16 protein-coding genes are annotated in these 15,060 nt (G+C 73.7%); 11 read left to right on the forward strand and 5 right to left on the reverse strand.

Annotated features, from left to right (window positions below; genetic code table 11):
- Nucleotides 1–60: 60 nt before the first annotated feature.
- Complete coding sequence (locus tag FGW37_RS27160) at nucleotides 61–1,860, forward strand: S9 family peptidase (RefSeq protein WP_179083451.1); 1,800 nt, start codon at nucleotides 61–63, stop codon at nucleotides 1,858–1,860.
- Between the two features lie 285 nt (nucleotides 1,861–2,145).
- On the opposite strand, the gene FGW37_RS27165 is transcribed toward FGW37_RS27160, so the two are convergent.
- From FGW37_RS27165 to FGW37_RS27175, 3 genes are all read right to left on the reverse strand, one after another.
- Nucleotides 2,146–2,868, reverse strand: coding sequence for an RraA family protein (locus FGW37_RS27165; RefSeq protein ID WP_179083452.1), 723 nt, complete (start codon nucleotides 2,866–2,868; stop codon nucleotides 2,146–2,148).
- A gap of 89 nt (nucleotides 2,869–2,957) precedes the next feature.
- Nucleotides 2,958–3,269 carry an AzlD domain-containing protein gene (locus tag FGW37_RS27170; RefSeq protein ID WP_168094501.1) on the reverse strand — a complete coding sequence of 104 codons (312 nt, stop codon included), beginning with the start codon at nucleotides 3,267–3,269 and terminating at the stop codon, nucleotides 2,958–2,960.
- Nucleotides 3,266–3,988: an AzlC family ABC transporter permease gene (locus FGW37_RS27175; protein ID WP_179083453.1), complete on the reverse strand. Its 723-nt coding sequence runs from the start codon at nucleotides 3,986–3,988 to the stop codon at nucleotides 3,266–3,268. Before FGW37_RS27175 ends, FGW37_RS27170 begins: the two co-directional genes overlap by 4 nt.
- 121 nt (nucleotides 3,989–4,109) lie before the next feature.
- On the opposite strand from FGW37_RS27175, the gene FGW37_RS27180 reads away from it, so the two are divergent.
- The 9 genes from FGW37_RS27180 (at nucleotide 4,110) to FGW37_RS27220 (ending at nucleotide 11,746) form a co-directional block, all read left to right on the forward strand.
- The gene (locus FGW37_RS27180) at nucleotides 4,110–4,640 is read left to right on the forward strand and encodes a CGNR zinc finger domain-containing protein (protein WP_179083454.1); all 531 of its coding nucleotides are present in this window, start codon (nucleotides 4,110–4,112) and stop codon (nucleotides 4,638–4,640) included.
- Between the two features lie 116 nt (nucleotides 4,641–4,756).
- Complete coding sequence (locus tag FGW37_RS27185; RefSeq protein ID WP_179083455.1) at nucleotides 4,757–5,731, forward strand: ABC transporter ATP-binding protein; 975 nt, start codon at nucleotides 4,757–4,759, stop codon at nucleotides 5,729–5,731.
- The gene (locus tag FGW37_RS27190) at nucleotides 5,728–6,726 is read left to right on the forward strand and encodes an ABC transporter permease subunit (RefSeq protein WP_179083456.1); all 999 of its coding nucleotides are present in this window, start codon (nucleotides 5,728–5,730) and stop codon (nucleotides 6,724–6,726) included. Before FGW37_RS27185 ends, FGW37_RS27190 begins: the two co-directional genes overlap by 4 nt.
- Before the next feature lie 48 nt (nucleotides 6,727–6,774).
- Nucleotides 6,775–7,161: a GntR family transcriptional regulator gene (locus tag FGW37_RS27195; RefSeq protein WP_179083457.1), complete on the forward strand. Its 387-nt coding sequence runs from the start codon at nucleotides 6,775–6,777 to the stop codon at nucleotides 7,159–7,161.
- A 74-nt stretch (nucleotides 7,162–7,235) separates the two neighbouring features.
- Nucleotides 7,236–8,435 carry a hypothetical protein gene (locus tag FGW37_RS27200; protein ID WP_179083458.1) on the forward strand — a complete coding sequence of 400 codons (1,200 nt, stop codon included), beginning with the start codon at nucleotides 7,236–7,238 and terminating at the stop codon, nucleotides 8,433–8,435.
- Nucleotides 8,436–8,583: 148 nt separating this feature from the next.
- Nucleotides 8,584–9,279, forward strand: coding sequence for an RNA polymerase sigma factor (locus FGW37_RS27205; RefSeq protein ID WP_179083459.1), 696 nt, complete (start codon nucleotides 8,584–8,586; stop codon nucleotides 9,277–9,279).
- Nucleotides 9,279–9,917 carry a hypothetical protein gene (locus FGW37_RS27210; RefSeq protein ID WP_179083460.1) on the forward strand — a complete coding sequence of 213 codons (639 nt, stop codon included), beginning with the start codon at nucleotides 9,279–9,281 and terminating at the stop codon, nucleotides 9,915–9,917. Before FGW37_RS27205 ends, FGW37_RS27210 begins: the two co-directional genes overlap by 1 nt.
- 132 nt (nucleotides 9,918–10,049) lie before the next feature.
- Complete coding sequence (locus FGW37_RS27215) at nucleotides 10,050–10,598, forward strand: cupin domain-containing protein (protein WP_179083461.1); 549 nt, start codon at nucleotides 10,050–10,052, stop codon at nucleotides 10,596–10,598.
- Entirely contained in the window at nucleotides 10,595–11,746 is a 1,152-nt protein-coding gene (locus tag FGW37_RS27220; RefSeq protein ID WP_179083462.1) for a serine hydrolase domain-containing protein, read from the forward strand. Before FGW37_RS27215 ends, FGW37_RS27220 begins: the two co-directional genes overlap by 4 nt.
- An 11-nt stretch (nucleotides 11,747–11,757) precedes the next feature.
- Here FGW37_RS27220 and FGW37_RS27225 read toward each other — a convergent pair whose 3' ends face one another.
- Nucleotides 11,758–12,585, reverse strand: a complete 828-nt coding sequence (locus FGW37_RS27225; protein WP_179083463.1) for an ABC transporter ATP-binding protein — start codon at nucleotides 12,583–12,585, stop codon at nucleotides 11,758–11,760.
- A gap of 174 nt (nucleotides 12,586–12,759) precedes the next feature.
- On the opposite strand from FGW37_RS27225, the gene FGW37_RS27230 reads away from it, so the two are divergent.
- On the forward strand, nucleotides 12,760–13,761 hold the full coding sequence (locus tag FGW37_RS27230) for an ABC transporter substrate-binding protein (RefSeq protein ID WP_179083464.1): 1,002 nt from the start codon (nucleotides 12,760–12,762) through the stop codon (nucleotides 13,759–13,761).
- Between the two features lie 86 nt (nucleotides 13,762–13,847).
- Here the strand turns inward: FGW37_RS27230 and FGW37_RS27235 are convergent, their stop codons facing one another.
- Nucleotides 13,848–14,981: a M20 family metallopeptidase gene (locus FGW37_RS27235; protein WP_179083465.1), complete on the reverse strand. Its 1,134-nt coding sequence runs from the start codon at nucleotides 14,979–14,981 to the stop codon at nucleotides 13,848–13,850.
- Nucleotides 14,982–15,060: the final 79 nt, after the last annotated feature.

Here is a 15,060-nt window from a genome sequence, read left to right on the forward strand (position 1 = left end):
CGGCGCAGCCGGTCGTGACGGGGGCGCACACCTCAGGGAGCCACGGGAGGAACCCCCTCGATGACCACGACCGCCCCCCGCCGGCACCTCGCCGACGGGCCCGTGTGGGAACGGCGCTTCCGCGCCCCCCGCCACACCCTGCCGGCCTGGGCCAAGAGCGCGCCCGACCGCTGCGTGTTCGTCAGCGACCTCTCGGGCATCGCCCAGGTCTACGCCTGGGACCGCGCGGCCGGCACCCTCCGCCGCGTCACCGACCGCCCGTCCGGCACCCAGCAGTGCGCCGTCGAGGCGTCCGGGGAAGCCGTGTGGTGGTTCGACGACGGCGCCGGCGACGAGTACGGCCGGTGGATGCGCCAGCCCTTCGCCGGCGGCCCCGACACCCCGGCCGTCCCGTCCGCCGGGCTGTACTGGCCCTCGGGCCTGGCCGTCGGCCTCGACGGGCACGCCCTGCTCGGCTGCTCCACCGAGGACGGCGCGGAGGTCCACCTCGTCCTGCCCGGCGGCGACGCCCGCCGGCTCTACCGGCACGACGAGCCGGCCTACGCCGTCGACCTCTCCCGCTCGCTGGACCTGGCCGTCATCGCCCACAGCGAGCGCGGCGACCTGTGGGACCTGGGCGTGCGCGTCCTCGCCACGGACGACGGCACGACCGTGGCGGACCTCGCCGACGAGGAGGGCGGCGGCCTGGAGGCCGTGGGCTTCTCGCCCGTGCGGGGCGATGCGCGCCTGCTGCTGCAGCACCAGCGCGACGACCGCTGGGAACCGGTCCTCTTCGACCCGCGCACCGGCGAGCGCACCGAGCTGCGCCTCGGCCTGCCCGGCGACGTGTCGGTGCAGTGGTTCCAGGACGCCCGCTCGCTGCTGGTCGTCCACGACCACGAGGCCCGCTCCACGCTCCACCGCTACGACCTGGACAGCGGGCGCCTGGAGTGCATCGGCACCCCGCCCGGGGTGATCGCCCACGCCCGGACCCGGCCCGGCGGCGACGCCTGGCTGCTGTGGTCGAGCTCCGCGCGGCCCCCGGAGTTCCGCGGCCTGCTGGAGGAACCGCGGCTGCCCCTCCCGGACGCCCCGCCGCCCCCGGCGGCCGAGGCCCGGGACCTGTGGGTGGACGGCCCCGGCGGCCGGGTCCACGCCCTGCTGAACACGCCCGCGGGGCCCGGCCCGTACCCCGCGGTCTTCCTGCTGCACGGCGGCCCCGACGAGCAGGACGAGGACGCCTTCGACCCCGCCGTCGCGGCCTGGACCGACCACGGGTTCGCCGTCGTGCGCGTCAACTACCGCGGCTCGACCGGCTACGGGCGCGAATGGACGGAGGCGCTGCGGCGCCGCGTGGGCCTCACCGAGCTGGAGGACGTGGCCGCGGTCCGGCAGTGGACGGTCGACCACGGCGTCGCCGACCCGGCCCGGCTCGTCGTGGCGGGCTGGTCGTGGGGCGGCTACCTCACGCTGCTCGCGCTCGGCACCCGGCCGGGGGAGTGGGCGCTGGGTCTGGCCGGCGCGCCGGTCGCCGACTGCGCCGCGGCACACCACGGCGCGATGGAGGAGATCAAGGCGCTCGACCGCAGCCTCTTCGGCGGCTCGCCCGACGAGGTGCCCGAGCGCTACCGGGAGTCCTCGCCGCTGACCTACGTCGACGCCGTCCGCGCGCCGGTGCTCATCCTGGCCGGTGCCAACGACGCCCGCTGCCCCGTGGCGCAGGTCCGCGACTACGCCGAGCGGCTCGCGCGGCGCGGCGTCGTCCACGGCCTGCACGTCCACGACGGGGGCCACAGCGTGACGGACGTGGACGAGCGCGTGGCGATGTTCCGGCGGCAGCTGGAGTTCGCGCGGGCCCATCTTCCGCAGGCCGCCTCCTGAACGGTCCTGCGGGCCGCCCCCGGCCGGGCCGGGGGCGCGGCGCAGCGGGCCCGGGTCCGGTCCCCGGCGGCGGGGGTCCACCGGGAACCGGGCCGGAGCCCACTGTGCCTGTACCGACGTCGACGCCATGAGGAGAAGGGGACCTCCTGTGAACCGATCTGCGAACGGACTGGCCGTACTCACGTTCTCGCTCTGCCTGCGGGACGGGATTCCGGAGCCCCACCCCTGGTCCCGCCGGCACCTGCTGCTGCGGCGGGGCCTTCCCTCGTACGTCCCCTGCTCCTCCTACTCCAGCGCTCCGTCGACCTGGGCCAGATGGGAGCGGAACGCATAGCCGGGGTCGGTGCGCCGGCGCTCCAGGAAGCGGTCCCAGCCGAGCTGCTCGCGCAGGCTGACGCCCTCCAGGGCCCGCTCGGCCTGGGCGCGCTCGGCCCGGACGATCCGCTCGGCGACGGCGGCCACCTCGGCGTGGGCCGCCGCCGGGACGATCAGCACGCCGTCGGAGTCGGCCGTCACGCTGTCGCCGTCCCGGCCCGTGAGCGGGGGGAGGACGGGCGGCGGGGTGCGGCCGGGGCCGAGCCGGGGCGAGGCGGGGCAGGGGCCGAGGCTGAACACCGGCAGGCCGATGGCGGCGAGTTCGTCGCTGTCGCGGTGGCAGCCCCACACGACGATGCCCGCGAGGCCGGCCTGCCGGGCCTCGATCGCGACGAGGTCGCCCACGCAGGCCTCGTCCGTGCGGCCGGAGTTGTCGACGAGCAGGATGTCGCCCGGGGCGGCCGCGTCGATCCCGGTGAAGATCGAGACCACGCCCTCGGTGTGCTGCACGCGGCGCAGGGGGCCGGTGCAGCGCATGCCCGCCGCCACCGGTGCCAGCGGCAGGGGCGGCAGTGTGACGGCGGCACCCAGGCGGATGCCCGCGTCCCACAGGGCGGTGGTGGGCGGCGTGCCGATCAGCTGGGCCGGGGCTGCCGGGGCTGCCGCGAGGGGCGGGGCGTCCGTGTTCTCCATGGGTCCCTCCTTCCGGTCGGGGAGCTGGGGTCGGGGCGGGCGGCCGGGGGAGCCGCCGTGCCGGGTGCGGGCGCCGCCCGCGGGCCCGGTCAGCCGGTCACCAGCCGGGTCAGGGCCGTGGCCGCGGCTCCGAGCACCACGACGAGCAGGGTGGGCCACTTGCGCCAGACGCCGAAGGCCCCGACGACGAGCCCGACGGCGCGGGCGTCGATGACGAGCGACTTGCCCTGGCCGAACATCTGGGTGGCGATCAGCGCCGCCAGCAGGGTGGGGGCCATGAGCGTGACCACGCGCTGCATGGCCGCGGGCAGCTCCTCGCCGCCGAGCAGTACGGGCCCGGTCGCCTTGAGCGCCATGGAGACGGCGCCGACCAGGAGCACGGCGAGCCACAGTCCGGTCATTTCCTCAGTCCCAACAGGCAGGCGGCGGTGGCGGCGATGAGGGGCACGCCCGGTGAGGCGAAGGGCACCAGGGCCAGGGCGATGGCGACCCCGAGGGCCGAGGCCGCGAGCGCCTTGCGGCTGGTGATCTGGCCCTTGAGGAGGGCGATGAACAGCACGGGCGAGACGACGTCCAGCCCGAAGCGCTCGGGATCGCCGAGGTAGTGGGCGCCCAGCAGGCCGACCGCGGTGCCGCCGACCCAGGCGGCGTAGACCAGCACGCCCGCGCCGAGCAGCCGGCCGCGCGAATAGCGGCCGTTGCCCACGTGGCCCACGGCCCAGGACTCGTCCACCACCAGCTGGGCGGACAGGAAGCGCTTGAGGACGCCGCCGGTCATGGCCGGGGCCACGCTGATCCCGATCGGCAGATAGCGGGAGTTGAGCAGGACGGCCGCGACGATCGCGGCGGCGACCCCGCCGCTGGTGCCGAGCACCGAGGCCGCGGCGAACTGCGCGGACCCCGCGAAGGTGGTCAGCGACATCACCACCGGGGCCAGGACGCCCATGCCCGCCGCGCGGGCCACGACGCCGAAGGAGACCGCGAATCCGAAGACGGCCACGGCCAGGGGCACGGCGGCCCGCAGACCGTAAAGTGCCTCCTCCCGGAATCCGGCGGCGGGGGCGGGTGTTTCCTGCGGTGGCGCCGACTCCTCGGCGGGTAATGCCTCTTGCGAGTCCATCGACATCCTCCGCGGACATGCGGGCAACAGGAAACAGTGCCGCCGCAGGTGATGCGGTGGCGACTACGAGCAGCAATAGTACGGAGTCATGGTGAGGTTTACTAGTTACTCAGACGGTTCGGTGACCCTGGCTGAGGACCTGGTCAATACCTACAACATCGTGCGCAATGTGGAGAAGATGCCCGATGTTGCGGCGTTGTCCGCCCTGCTCGACGCCCACGGCATCCGGCCGCCCGCAGCCCTGACCGAAGCGGACCTCGCCGCCGTGCGCGGGCTCCGGCCCGTGCTGCGCGAGGTCTTCGGCGCCCCGGACGCGGCCACGGCCGTCGCCCTGCTCAACGCCGTGCTCGCCGGCCACCGCGCCGTGCCGCACTACACCGACCACGACGGGTCGTGGCACCTGCACGTCGCCGCGCCCGACGCCCCCGTCGCCGACCAGTACGCGGTCAACGCCGCCATGGGGCTGCTCACGGTGGTCACCACGAGCGGCATGGAGCGGCTCCACGTGTGCGTCGGCAACCGTTGCGCCGAGGTCTTCGTGGACACCTCCCGCAACCTGTCGCGGCGCTTCTGCTCCCCGCAGATCTGCGGTAACCGTGCGACCGCGGCCGCCCACCGGGCCCGCCGGAAGGCCACGGGCGCGGCCGTCTAAGCCGGAATCTGCACCTTTTGCCCCGTTCTGTACCGGATATTGACAGCGCAGAGGTGTTCTATATGCTCATTCCACTAGCTGACTAGTTAATTAGCAGGCGGGGCAGGTGGGGTGGGATGACGTCAGCCGACGGCGCGAGCCGCTGGGCCGTCGAGGCACGGGGGCTGGGCAAGCGCTACCGGCACCGCTGGGTCGTGCGGGACTTCTCCCTGCGGATCCCGGCCGGTGCGGTCTGCGGGCTCGTGGGCCCCAACGGCGCCGGCAAGAGCACGCTGCTGGGCATGGCCGGGCGGCTCGTCCGCCCGACGGCCGGGAGCCTGCACGTCTTCGGGGCTCCGGTGTCCGGCACGTCGGGCCTCGCCGACACGGCGTTCCTCACCCAGGACAAGCCCCTGTTCCCCCGGTTCACGGTCGAGGAGACCCTGCGCCTGGGCCGCGAGCTCAACCCGTGCTGGGACCAGGCAGTGGCCGAGCGGATCGTACGGTCCGGGAAGCTGCCCCTGGCCGCGCGCGTCGGCGGCCTCTCCGTCGGCCAGCGCTCCCGCGTGGCCCTCGCGCTGGCCTTCGGCAAGCGCCCCCGCCTCCTGCTCCTCGACGAGCCCATGGCGGCCCTGGACCCGCTCGCCGCCCACGAGATCGGCGGCCTGCTGCTGGCCGAGGCGGCCGAGCAGGGCACGACGGTCGTGATGTCCTCGCACCGCATGGCCGACGTGGCGACCATGTGCGACCACCTCGTGGCCGTCGACGACGGCCGGGTGCGCCTCGCGGGCGGCACCGACGAGCTGCTGGCCGCGCACCTGCTGGTGACCGGCGTGCACCTCACCGACGGCGTGCCCGCGGAGATCGCCCGGCACACCGTCGTCGAATCGCGCGCCGTGGGCCGTCAGTTCACGGCCCTCATCCGGCCCCGCGGCCGGGTCGAGGGGGACTGGAAGACCGTCGAACCCGGCCTGGAGGAGGTGCTGCTGGGCTACATGCGCTCGCCCGCCGCACCCCCCTTGCTCACGGCCGAAGCCCGTATCGGGAGCGCGGAGAACGCAGAGAACGCAAAGAGCGCAGAGAACGAGGAAGACGAGGGGGTGGCGGCATGAGCACGGCCGCACAGACGCCCGTCGCCGCGAAGGGCGGCGACGGCGAGGAGGGCAAGAAGCCGCCGCGCATCCTGCGGGGCCTGCCGTGGCTGGTCTGGCGCCAGCACCGCGTGGCCTTCGCGGTCTGCCTGGCGCTGACCGCGGCCGGCTGCGTGCACATGCTGTGGCAGCGCGGTTCGATGGTCGGCTTCCTCGACCACGCCCGCGCGACCTCCGGTGTGGAGCTGCGCGGCGTCTTCGAGCTGAAGTACCCCGATTCCTTCGAGAACGCCATGGCGCTGATGTCGATGGTGCCCGTGGTCGCGGGTGTCTTCCTCGGCGCCCCGCTGATCGCCGGGGACCGCGAACGCGGCACCGTGCAGCTGGTGACCACCCAGTCGGTCACCCGGGGCCGCTGGCTCGCCGTCAAGCTCGGCATGGCGGTGCTGATCACCGTGGTGTGCTCCGCGGCGCTCTCGGCGGCCTTCACCTCTTGGTGGGAACCTGCGCACGACCTCGTCAACGGCGGCGTGTGGGACGCGGACAACGTCTTCTTCAACACCGGCCCCGTGCCCGTGGCGCTGGCCCTGCTCCACCTCGCCGTGGGCGCCGCGCTCGGCCTGTTCGTCCGCCGCACCCTGCTCGCCATGGGGCTCACCCTCGGCTTCGCCCTCGTCTGGGACGTCGCCCTCTCCGGCTACGCCAAGCTGGCCTTCCCGAGTCCGCGCGTGCTCGTCAACCCGGTCGAACAGGGACAACCCAAGCTGCCCGAAGGCGCCGTGAGCCACGACAACTGGACCGTCGACGCGCACGGCGGGCTGCACGGCTTCGGTACGTGCTTCAACGAGCGCACCCCCGCGGACTGCAGGGCCAAGGGCATCGTCGCCGAGCGCCTGGAATACTTCGGGTACGACCAGATGCCCGGCATCCAGTGGACCTACGCGGCGTTCGTGCTGGCCGCGGCCGTCGCCCTGCTCGCCCTCACCCTGTGGTGGGGCCGGCGGCGCCCGCTGTGAGCCGCGCAGGGTCGCAGCACGCCGGGACGGGATGAAGGGGGGCGCACCATGGTCGAGTTCAGAATCGACCGGCAGGGCGGGATGGCGGCCTACCTGCAGATCGTCCAGCAGGTCCAGGAGGCGCTGCGCCTCGGCATCCTCACCGTGGGGGACCAGCTGCCCACCGCGGCCCGTGTCGCCGCCGTCACCAAGCTGAACCCGAACACGACCCTCAAGGCCTACCGCGAGCTCGAGCACCTCGGACTCGTGGAGGCCCGGCCGGGGGTGGGCACCTTCGTGAGCGCCTCCCCGGAGCGGCCCCGCTCCCTCGCCGACTCCCCGCTGCGCGGGGAGCTCGTGGACTGGATGAGCAGGGCCCGCCGGGAGGGCCTCGACTGGACGGACGTCTCCGCGCTCATCACGGCCGCCCGAGCGGAGCACTACCCGGCCGTGTGACAGCCCCGGCCCCCTGCACCGGTCCCACCGCGTGCCTACGCCCGTGCGCCCCCGACGAAATGGCATGACCGCCCATGACGGCTCTCGTACCCGACTCCTCCACCACCGGTCCCGGCGCGATACCGGCCCCGCCGGAGCCGTCGGCGCGGCAGCGAGCGAAACGTATCTTCCGGTTCCTGCTGCCCGCGTGCGCCGTCTATGCGGGCACCACCGTGCTCCACCTGCTGATCCTGTCCGCCATGAGCGACGCGGACGGCCCCGGCCTGCGCAAGCGCCTGCTGGCCTGGGACGGCAACCTCTACGTGGGCATCGCCCAGCACGGCTACGCCCCCGCGTACTCCTACACCGACGACGGCAGCCTCACGGGCAACAACCTCGCGTTCTTCCCGCTGTTCCCGATGCTGATCCGCGCCGTCCACGCCGTCACCGGCCTCGGCTGGGGCACCTCCGGCATCGTCGCGGCCCACCTCGCGCTGCTCGCCGCACTGATCGTCGTGCACCGCCTGCTGACCCGGCTCCACGGAGGGCGCACCGCCCTCTTCGCGATCGTGCTGCTGGCCGGGGCGCAGCCGATGGCGCTGTCCTTCCTCATGTCCTACAGCGAGTCGCTCTTCCTCGCCCTGGCCGCCGGCACGCTCCTGGCTGCGCACCACAAAGCCTGGCTCACGGCCGGAACGCTGGCGCTGCTCACCGGCCTGACCCGGCCGGCCGCCGCGGCCGTCGCCGCCGCACTCGCCGTCGCCGCCGCCCTGCACCTGCTGCGCGAACGCCGTATCACCCCCCGGCCCCTGGCCGCCGTCGCCCTCGGCTGCCTCGGCACGCCGCTCTACCTGTGGTGGGTGGCACGGCGCATCGGTGAACTCGACGCCTGGTTCCGCATCCAGGAGGCCGGCTGGGGCACCCACTGGGACAACGGCGCGGCCTTCGTCGACTTCCTCGGCGAGACGCTGCGCCGGGGCGAGGGCTGGGTCTCGGTGAGCACCGCCGTGCTCCTGCTCGCCCTCGGCTGCGCCACCGCGCTCACCTGGCACCGCGGCACCTGGCCGCCGCTGCTCGTCTACGGCACGGGCATCGTGGTCCTCACCCTGGCCCAGAGCAACTACTCGCACTCCAAGCTGCGGCTGCTCATACCCGCGGTCCTCTTCCTCGTCCCCGCGGCCCGCGCGCTGGCCGCCGCCCGCACCCGTACGGCGGTGACCGTGCTGTGCGCGGCCACGCTCTTCGGCTGCTGGTACGGCGCCTTCATGCTCACCGTGTGGAAGTACGCGATATGAGGCGGGTGCCTGTCCCGCGCCACCGGCGGGTGACCGCGCCACTGCGGAGAGCCAGGTTTTTTGCGGGGTTGTGGCACGGCGGGGCCTGCTTTTCCGGTTCATTGGAACAACGCAGAAGAAGCAGGAGAAGACGCGACGAGAGGCGCCCATGAGAGACAGCGGTCGGACGCCCGCGCCCGCCGGGACCACCCGCCCGTCCGAGCGCCGGATGGAGATCGCCTTCACGGCCTTCCGCGAACTGCACGAGCACAGGTGGGGCGCGTACGCCTACGTGCACACCGGGGACGCCGAGGCCGCCGTGCACATCACGGAGGCCGCCTTCGACCGGCTGTGTGCGCAGTGGCCGCACGCGCTGCGCCAGCCCTCCGCCGACTCCTACGCCTGGTCGCTGCTCAAGGAGCACGTGGCCGGCTGGCTGGCCCGGCACCGGCGCGGCACTGCGCTGCCGACGGCCGCCCTGCACTGCGCGGCGCACCTCCCCGAGCCCGGGCGCGGCCGGGGGTTCCGGCTCCTGGAGAGCCGGATGGCGCTGTACGCGGCGATCGCCCGGCTGCCCGAGCGGCAGTGCGACGCGCTCGTCCTGAACCTGGTCATCGGCTACACCGTGGCCCAGGTCGCGGACCTGCTGGGCGTCGAGCGGGCGGCCGCGCGCTCGCTCATCGGCCACGCCAAGCGCATGGTCGTCGCGGCGATGTCCGCGGCACCTGCGGCGCCCGCGCCGTCGCCGGTACCCGAGACGCCCGCGACGCCTGTGCCGTCCGCGGCATCCCCGTCATCCCCGTTATCCGTGTTATCCGCGTTGGAAGTCCCTTCAGAGGCCCAGCATTCCGGCAGGGGGAAGTAATGCCGCGCAGCCACGACACCGAGGGTGACGTCATCGAAGCCATGCTGACCTCGGACGCCCGCGCGATCGCGGTGGCGTTCGAGAGCCGGCGCCGCCCGCGACGGCGCCGGCCGCCCGCGGAGCCCGCACCGGCCGGCCCCGGCGCCCGCGAAGGGGCCGCCCACGAGCTCGACCTGGCCTGCGTCCTGGTGATCAACGCCGTCGAGGCGGCCGACAGCCTGGAGCGGTTCGTGGACGACCGGGGCATCGACCCCGACGGCGCCCTCGTCTTCGCGTGCCTGCTGCACGTGGCGGGACACACCCGCGCGGCCGGTTTCTGGTGGCAGTTCGCCGCCGGCGGCGGCAGCCGCACCGCCGCGTACTGCCTCCACCTCTCGCACCGCCGCGACGGCGAGTTCCGCGACGCCGCGTTCTGGCGCGCCCAGGCCGCCCACGACCCGCAGGAGCCCCCGCGGCCCGCGTCCCGGGTGGACAGCCGCCGCAAGCTCCTGACCGGCGCGGCCCGCCACGAACTGCTCATCCAGTGGCACAGCGGCCTGACCCCCCATCTGCCCGCCGCGCTGGAGAGCGTCGTCAACCGCCTCACGGACGACGGCGGCGACCCCGACGACTTCGGCGAGTTCTCCCGCGAGCTCTGAGCCTCCGCCCCTCCGCCCCTGACCCGTACGAGTGAGAGCACGGATGCCGTCCGGTTCGAACGGGAAATCTCCGGAGTGCCGGGCGACGTGGTTCCGCCACGACGTCGAACGCCGCCGGGAAGGACCGCCGCGATGACCCTCATCTCCGCCCAGGACGGTCTGGTCGTGCCGCCCGGCGGGGGGCGCACCCTCGTCACCCCCGCCCAGCAGGTCACCTTCAAGGTCACGGGGGAGCACTCGCGCGCGGCCTCCAGCTTCGAGGTCGTCGTCCCGCCCGGCTTCGACGTCGGCGCGCACCTGCACACCCGCAGCGAGGAGCTCTTCTACGTGCTGGAGGGCGAGCTGGACGTCCTCGCGTTCGAGCCGCTCGTGCGCACGCGGGACCACTGGCGGGAGTGGCGCTCGGCCGCCGGGCAGCGGTACGCCCGCGCCACGCCGGGCACGGTGATCCTGGTGCCGCCGGGCTGCCCGCACGCCTTCGCCAACCCCACGTCGGAGCCGGTGCGGATGTTCTTCCAGGCCTCGCCGCCGCCCGACCACGAGCGTTATTTCGAGGAGCTCTTCGAGATCCTCGAGGCGGGGCCGCCGGTCGACCAGGAGGCGATCGCCGCCCTGCGCGTGCGCTACGACATCGAGCAGCTCACGCCGCTGCGCACCGCGGGCCCCGCGGCGGGCTCGTGACGGACCTTCACGACGTCCTCGAACCGTACGTCCGCAGCGGTGCGGTGCCGGGGGCGGTGGCCCTGGTGGCCCGCGGGGGCCGGGCGGAGGTGGAGGCCCTCGGCTCGCTCGACGCCGACGGCACCGCCCCGATGGCCGGGGACTCCGTCTTCCGCATCGCCTCGCTCACCAAGCCCGTCACCGCCGCGGCCGCCATGATGCTGGCCGAGGACGGCCGGATGGGTCTGGACGACCCGGTGGGGCGGTGGCTGCCGGAGCTCGCGTCCCCGGCGGTGGTCCGCACGCCGGAGTCGGCCGTAAGCGACGTGGTCCCGGCCGCCAGGCCGATCACCGTGACGGATCTGCTCACCTTGCGCGCCGGCTACGGCTTTCCGGCCGACTTCTCGCTGCCGGCGGTCGCGGCGCTGTTCGAGGAGGTGCAGGGGCACATCCTCGCCCCGCAGGACAACCTTCCGCCGGACGAGTGGCTGGCGGCCCTGGCCCGGATCCCGATGCTGCACCAGCCCGGCGAGGCCTGGCTCTACCAGACCTGCTCGGACGTCCTGGGCGTGCTGATCGCCAGGGTCGCGGATCGTCCTCTGCCCGACTTCCTCGCCGAGCGGCTGTTCGAGCCGCTCGGCATGGCCGACACCGGCTTCGCGGTCCCGGCCGCCGCGCTCGGCCGGTTCACCAGCCTGTACCGGCCCGTTCCGGACGGCGGCCTGGAGCTGGCCGATCCCCCCGACGGGCAGTGGAGCAGGACGCCGGCGTTCCCGGCCGCGGGCGGCGGTCTCGTCTCGACCGCCGACGACCTGCACGCCTTCGCCCGCATGCTCCTCGCCGGGGGCACGACGGACGGCGGGCGGCCGCTGCTGTCGCCCGCGTCGGTGCGGCAGATGACCACCGACCACCTGACGCGGGCCCAGCGCGAGGGCGCCGCGCTGTTCCTGGAGGGCCAGGGGTGGGGTTTCGGCGGCTCGGTCGACGTCGCGCCCGCCGACCCGTGGAACGTGCCGGGCCGGTACGGCTGGGTCGGTGGCACCGGGACGGCCGCGCACCTGATCCCCTCGACCGGCCTGGTCACCGTCCTGCTCACACAGGTGCAGATGACCGGGCCGACTCCGCCGCAGCTGATGCGGGACTTCTGGCGGTACGCGGCCGGCTTCTGATCCGGCTTTCGCTACGAGGCGGCTGCGGTTGCGACTGCGGCCACGGCCGCGGCCGCGGCCACCGGCGCGCGCCGGGCCGGGACGACCACGGGCGAGCCGTCGGCGGGGGCCTGCAGGATGTCGGCCTCGATGCCGTACAGCTCGCGCACCAGGGCGGTGTCGACGACGTCGCGCGGTGCGCCGTGGGCGACGACGCGCCCGTCCTTCATGGCGACGACGGTGTCGGCGTAGCGGGCGGCGCTCGCGAGGTCGTGCAGGACCATGACGACCGTGCGGCCGGCGAGGGCCACCTCGCGGACGAGGTCGAGCACCTCGACGGCGTGGCCGATGTCCAGGGCGCTGGTGGGCTCGTCGAGGAGGACGATCGGCGTCTCCTGGGCGAGGACCATCGCGAGCCAGCAGCGCTGGCGCTGGCCGCCGGAGAGCTGGTCGAGCCGGCGGCCGGCGAGCGCGGCGACGCCCGTGGCCCGCAGCGCCTCCTCGACGGCCCGCTCGTCGTCGCGCGACCACTGGCGGAACAGGCCCTGGTGCGGGTGGCGCCCGTAGCGCACGAGCCCGGCCACGGTGACGGCCTCGGGGGCCAGCGGTGACTGGGGGAGCAGGGCGATGCGGTGCGCGGCCTGACGCTGCTTCAGCTGCCAGATGTCGGCGTCGCCCGCGTACACCCGGCCGGACTCGGGCTGGTGGAGCCGGGCGACGGAGCGCAGCAGGGTGGACTTGCCGCAGCCGTTGGGACCGACGATCGCGACGACCCGGCCGGAGGGGATGGTCAGGTCGACTCCCGCCACGGCGCGGTGGCCGGGGTATCCGGCGATGAGCTGTTCGACGCGGAGCTCCACAGGCGGGCCTTTCCAGAAGATCGCCGGCTGATATGGACCCTCCCATGGGGAGAGCTTTAAGGTAAGGCTAACCTAATGTCCATTGCGGGCCGGTGCGAGGGGTTCCTCATGCTGCCTGCTGTCCTTTTGCCATTCCTTTCCGTCCCCGTCTTCACCCACGCCCGGAGCCTTCTGATGACCACACCCAACCGCCTCCTCCCCTTCGCCCCGCGCCGCGCGGTGCAGGTGCTCGCCGCTGTGGGGACGGCCGCGCTGCTGGTCACCGGCTGTGGCTCCGACTCCGACAAGGGCTCGGACAAGAAGTCCGACAGCGCGGCCGAGTCGGGCGGCGGCACCCGTACCGTCAAGGACGCGACCGGCACCGCGGTGAAGGTCCCGGCCAACCCCAAGCGCATCGTGACGCTCACCCAGGAGGACCTGGACGCGGTGCTGGCGCTGGGCGTCAAGCCGGTCGGCATCACCAACGGCCAGGGCCTGAGCAAGCCGCCGGCCTACCTCGCCGACAAGGTGAAGGACATCAACGTCGTCGGCAACCTGCTGCAGCCGGTGATGGACAAGGTCGTCGCCGCGAAGCCCGACCTCATCCTGGCCGGTGACATGCAGGACGAGCAGATGCTCAAGCAGCTGCGCGAGATCACCCCCGCCACCTTGGTCACCATGGCCCCGACCGATGACTGGAAGCTCTCCTTCCGGGGCATCGGCAACGCCCTGAACAAGATGAACGAGACCAACAAGGTCATCGGCGACTACGAGGCCAAGGCCAAGAAGGCCGGCGAGGGCCTGGGCGACAACAAGGGCGCCGAGGTCAGCATCGTCCGCTGGAACCCGGACGGCCCCAGCTGGATGGAGAAGAAGCAGTTCGCCAGCGGCGTCGCCCTGGACATGGGCCTCAAGCGCCCCAAGGCGCAGGACAAGGACGGCAACGCCCACACCCCGGCGCTCAGCCTGGAGAAGATCAACGAGATCGACGGCGACTGGCTGTTCCTGTCCACCCTCACCTCCGACGGTGAGAAGGCGCTGAAGGACGTCCAGGAGAAGCCGGCGTACAAGGACCTCGGCGCCGTCAAGAAGAACCACGCCGTGACGGTGAACGGTTCGGTCTGGTCGACGCGCGGCGGCCCGATCGCCAGCACGGTCGTCGTGGACGACATCGTGAAGGCGCTGTCGGCGAAGTAACCACCTCGCCCTCAATCGCCGGTCACGGCAGTAAAAGAGCCGTCCGGCGATTGAGGACCGGGGTCCGGGGCGGAGCCCCGAAGCGGTCAGGCGCGGCGCGCCGCCGCGAAGTCGGCCGCCGTCCAGGCCATCCCGACCGCCCCGTCGAGCAGTGCCTGCTCGCCGCGAGGCGAGACCGCAGCCTCGGCGAACTCCGCCTCGTGCGGGCCGCAGGCCCCGCCGCTGATGTCGAGCACCGGGTGGATCGACGGCACGACGTGCGAGACGTTCCCCATGTCCGTGCAGGCGAAGGCGTCCCGCTGCAGCGGCTCGGGCCGGCCCAGCGCGCGGGCGTTGTCCTGCCAGAGGGCGACGAGCTGCGCGTCGGTGCGGAAGTCCAGGTAGTCGGGCTCGGGGCGGGTCAGTTCCACCTCGCAGCCGGTGGCCAGGGCGCCCGCCCGGAAGCACGCCTCGACGCGCTCGCGCAGCTCCCGCAGGTCCTCGGCCGCGGAGGCCCGGATCTCGTACTCGGCCGTGGCGCGGTCGGGGATGAGGTTGGGCGCCGTGCCGGCGTCCGTGGTCACCCCGTGCACCTTCCAGTGCGGCGGCAGTTGCTGGCGCAGCAGCCCGAGGGCGACCTGGGCGACGGTGAGCGCGTCGGCGGCGTTGCGGCCCTCGTGCGGATTGAGGCTCGGGTGGGCGGCCTTGCCGGTGTACGCGACGGAGAGCGTGCCGAGCGCGAACGAGCGGAACTCGGCGACCTCGAACGGGCACGGGTGCACCATCATCGCGGCGTCGACGCCGTCGAAGGCGCCCGCGTCCAGCATGAGCGCCTTGCCCGCACCGCGCTCCTCCGCGGGCGTGCCCAGCACCCGTACCGTCAGCCCCAGTTCACCGGCGTGGGCCGCGAGCGCGAGGGCCGCGCCGAGGCCGGCCGCGGCTATCAGGTTGTGGCCGCAGGCGTGCCCGAGGCCGGGCAGGGCGTCGTACTCGCAGACGAGGGCGACGGTGACCGGCCCCGAACCCGTCGTCGCGGAGAAGGCGGTGTCGAGGCCGTACGCGGGCGCCGTCACCTCGAAGCCGTGCCCGCGCAGGAAGTCGGCGCACCAGCCGGCGGCGCGGTGCTCGGCGAAGGCCGTCTCGGGGTGCGCGTGGATGCGCCGGCTGAGCGACAGGAGGTCGTCGCGGTGGGCGAGTACGCGCTCGCGCAGGGCTGTTTTGAGGCCGTCGGCCGCGGTCATGATCGGTGCTCCTGTTCGTTCCCCACCCTGTGGTGGGAGACTCTCACGGTGAGGCAAAAAATAGCTTAGGCTTACCTAA

The organism is Streptomyces rectiverticillatus, from assembly GCF_013394065.1.
Lineage (GTDB): Bacteria > Actinomycetota > Actinomycetes > Streptomycetales > Streptomycetaceae > Streptomyces > Streptomyces rectiverticillatus.

What these genes read in the sequence shown, in the direction of transcription:
- FGW37_RS27170 (WP_168094501.1), bottom strand. Translation starts at nt 3,269, where the DNA reads ATGACCGGACTGTGGCTCGCCGTGCTCCTGGTCGGCGCCGTCTCCATG.
- FGW37_RS27230 (WP_179083464.1), top strand. Translation starts at nt 12,760, where the DNA reads ATGACCACACCCAACCGCCTCCTCCCCTTCGCCCCGCGCCGCGCGGTG.
- FGW37_RS27235 (WP_179083465.1), bottom strand. Translation starts at nt 14,981, where the DNA reads ATGACCGCGGCCGACGGCCTCAAAACAGCCCTGCGCGAGCGCGTACTC.
- FGW37_RS27205 (WP_179083459.1), top strand. Translation starts at nt 8,584, where the DNA reads ATGAGAGACAGCGGTCGGACGCCCGCGCCCGCCGGGACCACCCGCCCG.
- FGW37_RS27200 (WP_179083458.1), top strand. Translation starts at nt 7,236, where the DNA reads ATGACGGCTCTCGTACCCGACTCCTCCACCACCGGTCCCGGCGCGATA.
- FGW37_RS27195 (WP_179083457.1), top strand. Translation starts at nt 6,775, where the DNA reads ATGGTCGAGTTCAGAATCGACCGGCAGGGCGGGATGGCGGCCTACCTG.
- FGW37_RS27160 (WP_179083451.1), top strand. Translation starts at nt 61, where the DNA reads ATGACCACGACCGCCCCCCGCCGGCACCTCGCCGACGGGCCCGTGTGG.
- FGW37_RS27165 (WP_179083452.1), bottom strand. Translation starts at nt 2,868, where the DNA reads ATGGAGAACACGGACGCCCCGCCCCTCGCGGCAGCCCCGGCAGCCCCG.
- FGW37_RS27185 (WP_179083455.1), top strand. Translation starts at nt 4,757, where the DNA reads ATGACGTCAGCCGACGGCGCGAGCCGCTGGGCCGTCGAGGCACGGGGG.
- FGW37_RS27210 (WP_179083460.1), top strand. Translation starts at nt 9,279, where the DNA reads ATGCCGCGCAGCCACGACACCGAGGGTGACGTCATCGAAGCCATGCTG.
- FGW37_RS27215 (WP_179083461.1), top strand. Translation starts at nt 10,050, where the DNA reads ATGACCCTCATCTCCGCCCAGGACGGTCTGGTCGTGCCGCCCGGCGGG.
- FGW37_RS27175 (WP_179083453.1), bottom strand. Translation starts at nt 3,988, where the DNA reads ATGGACTCGCAAGAGGCATTACCCGCCGAGGAGTCGGCGCCACCGCAG.
- FGW37_RS27190 (WP_179083456.1), top strand. Translation starts at nt 5,728, where the DNA reads ATGAGCACGGCCGCACAGACGCCCGTCGCCGCGAAGGGCGGCGACGGC.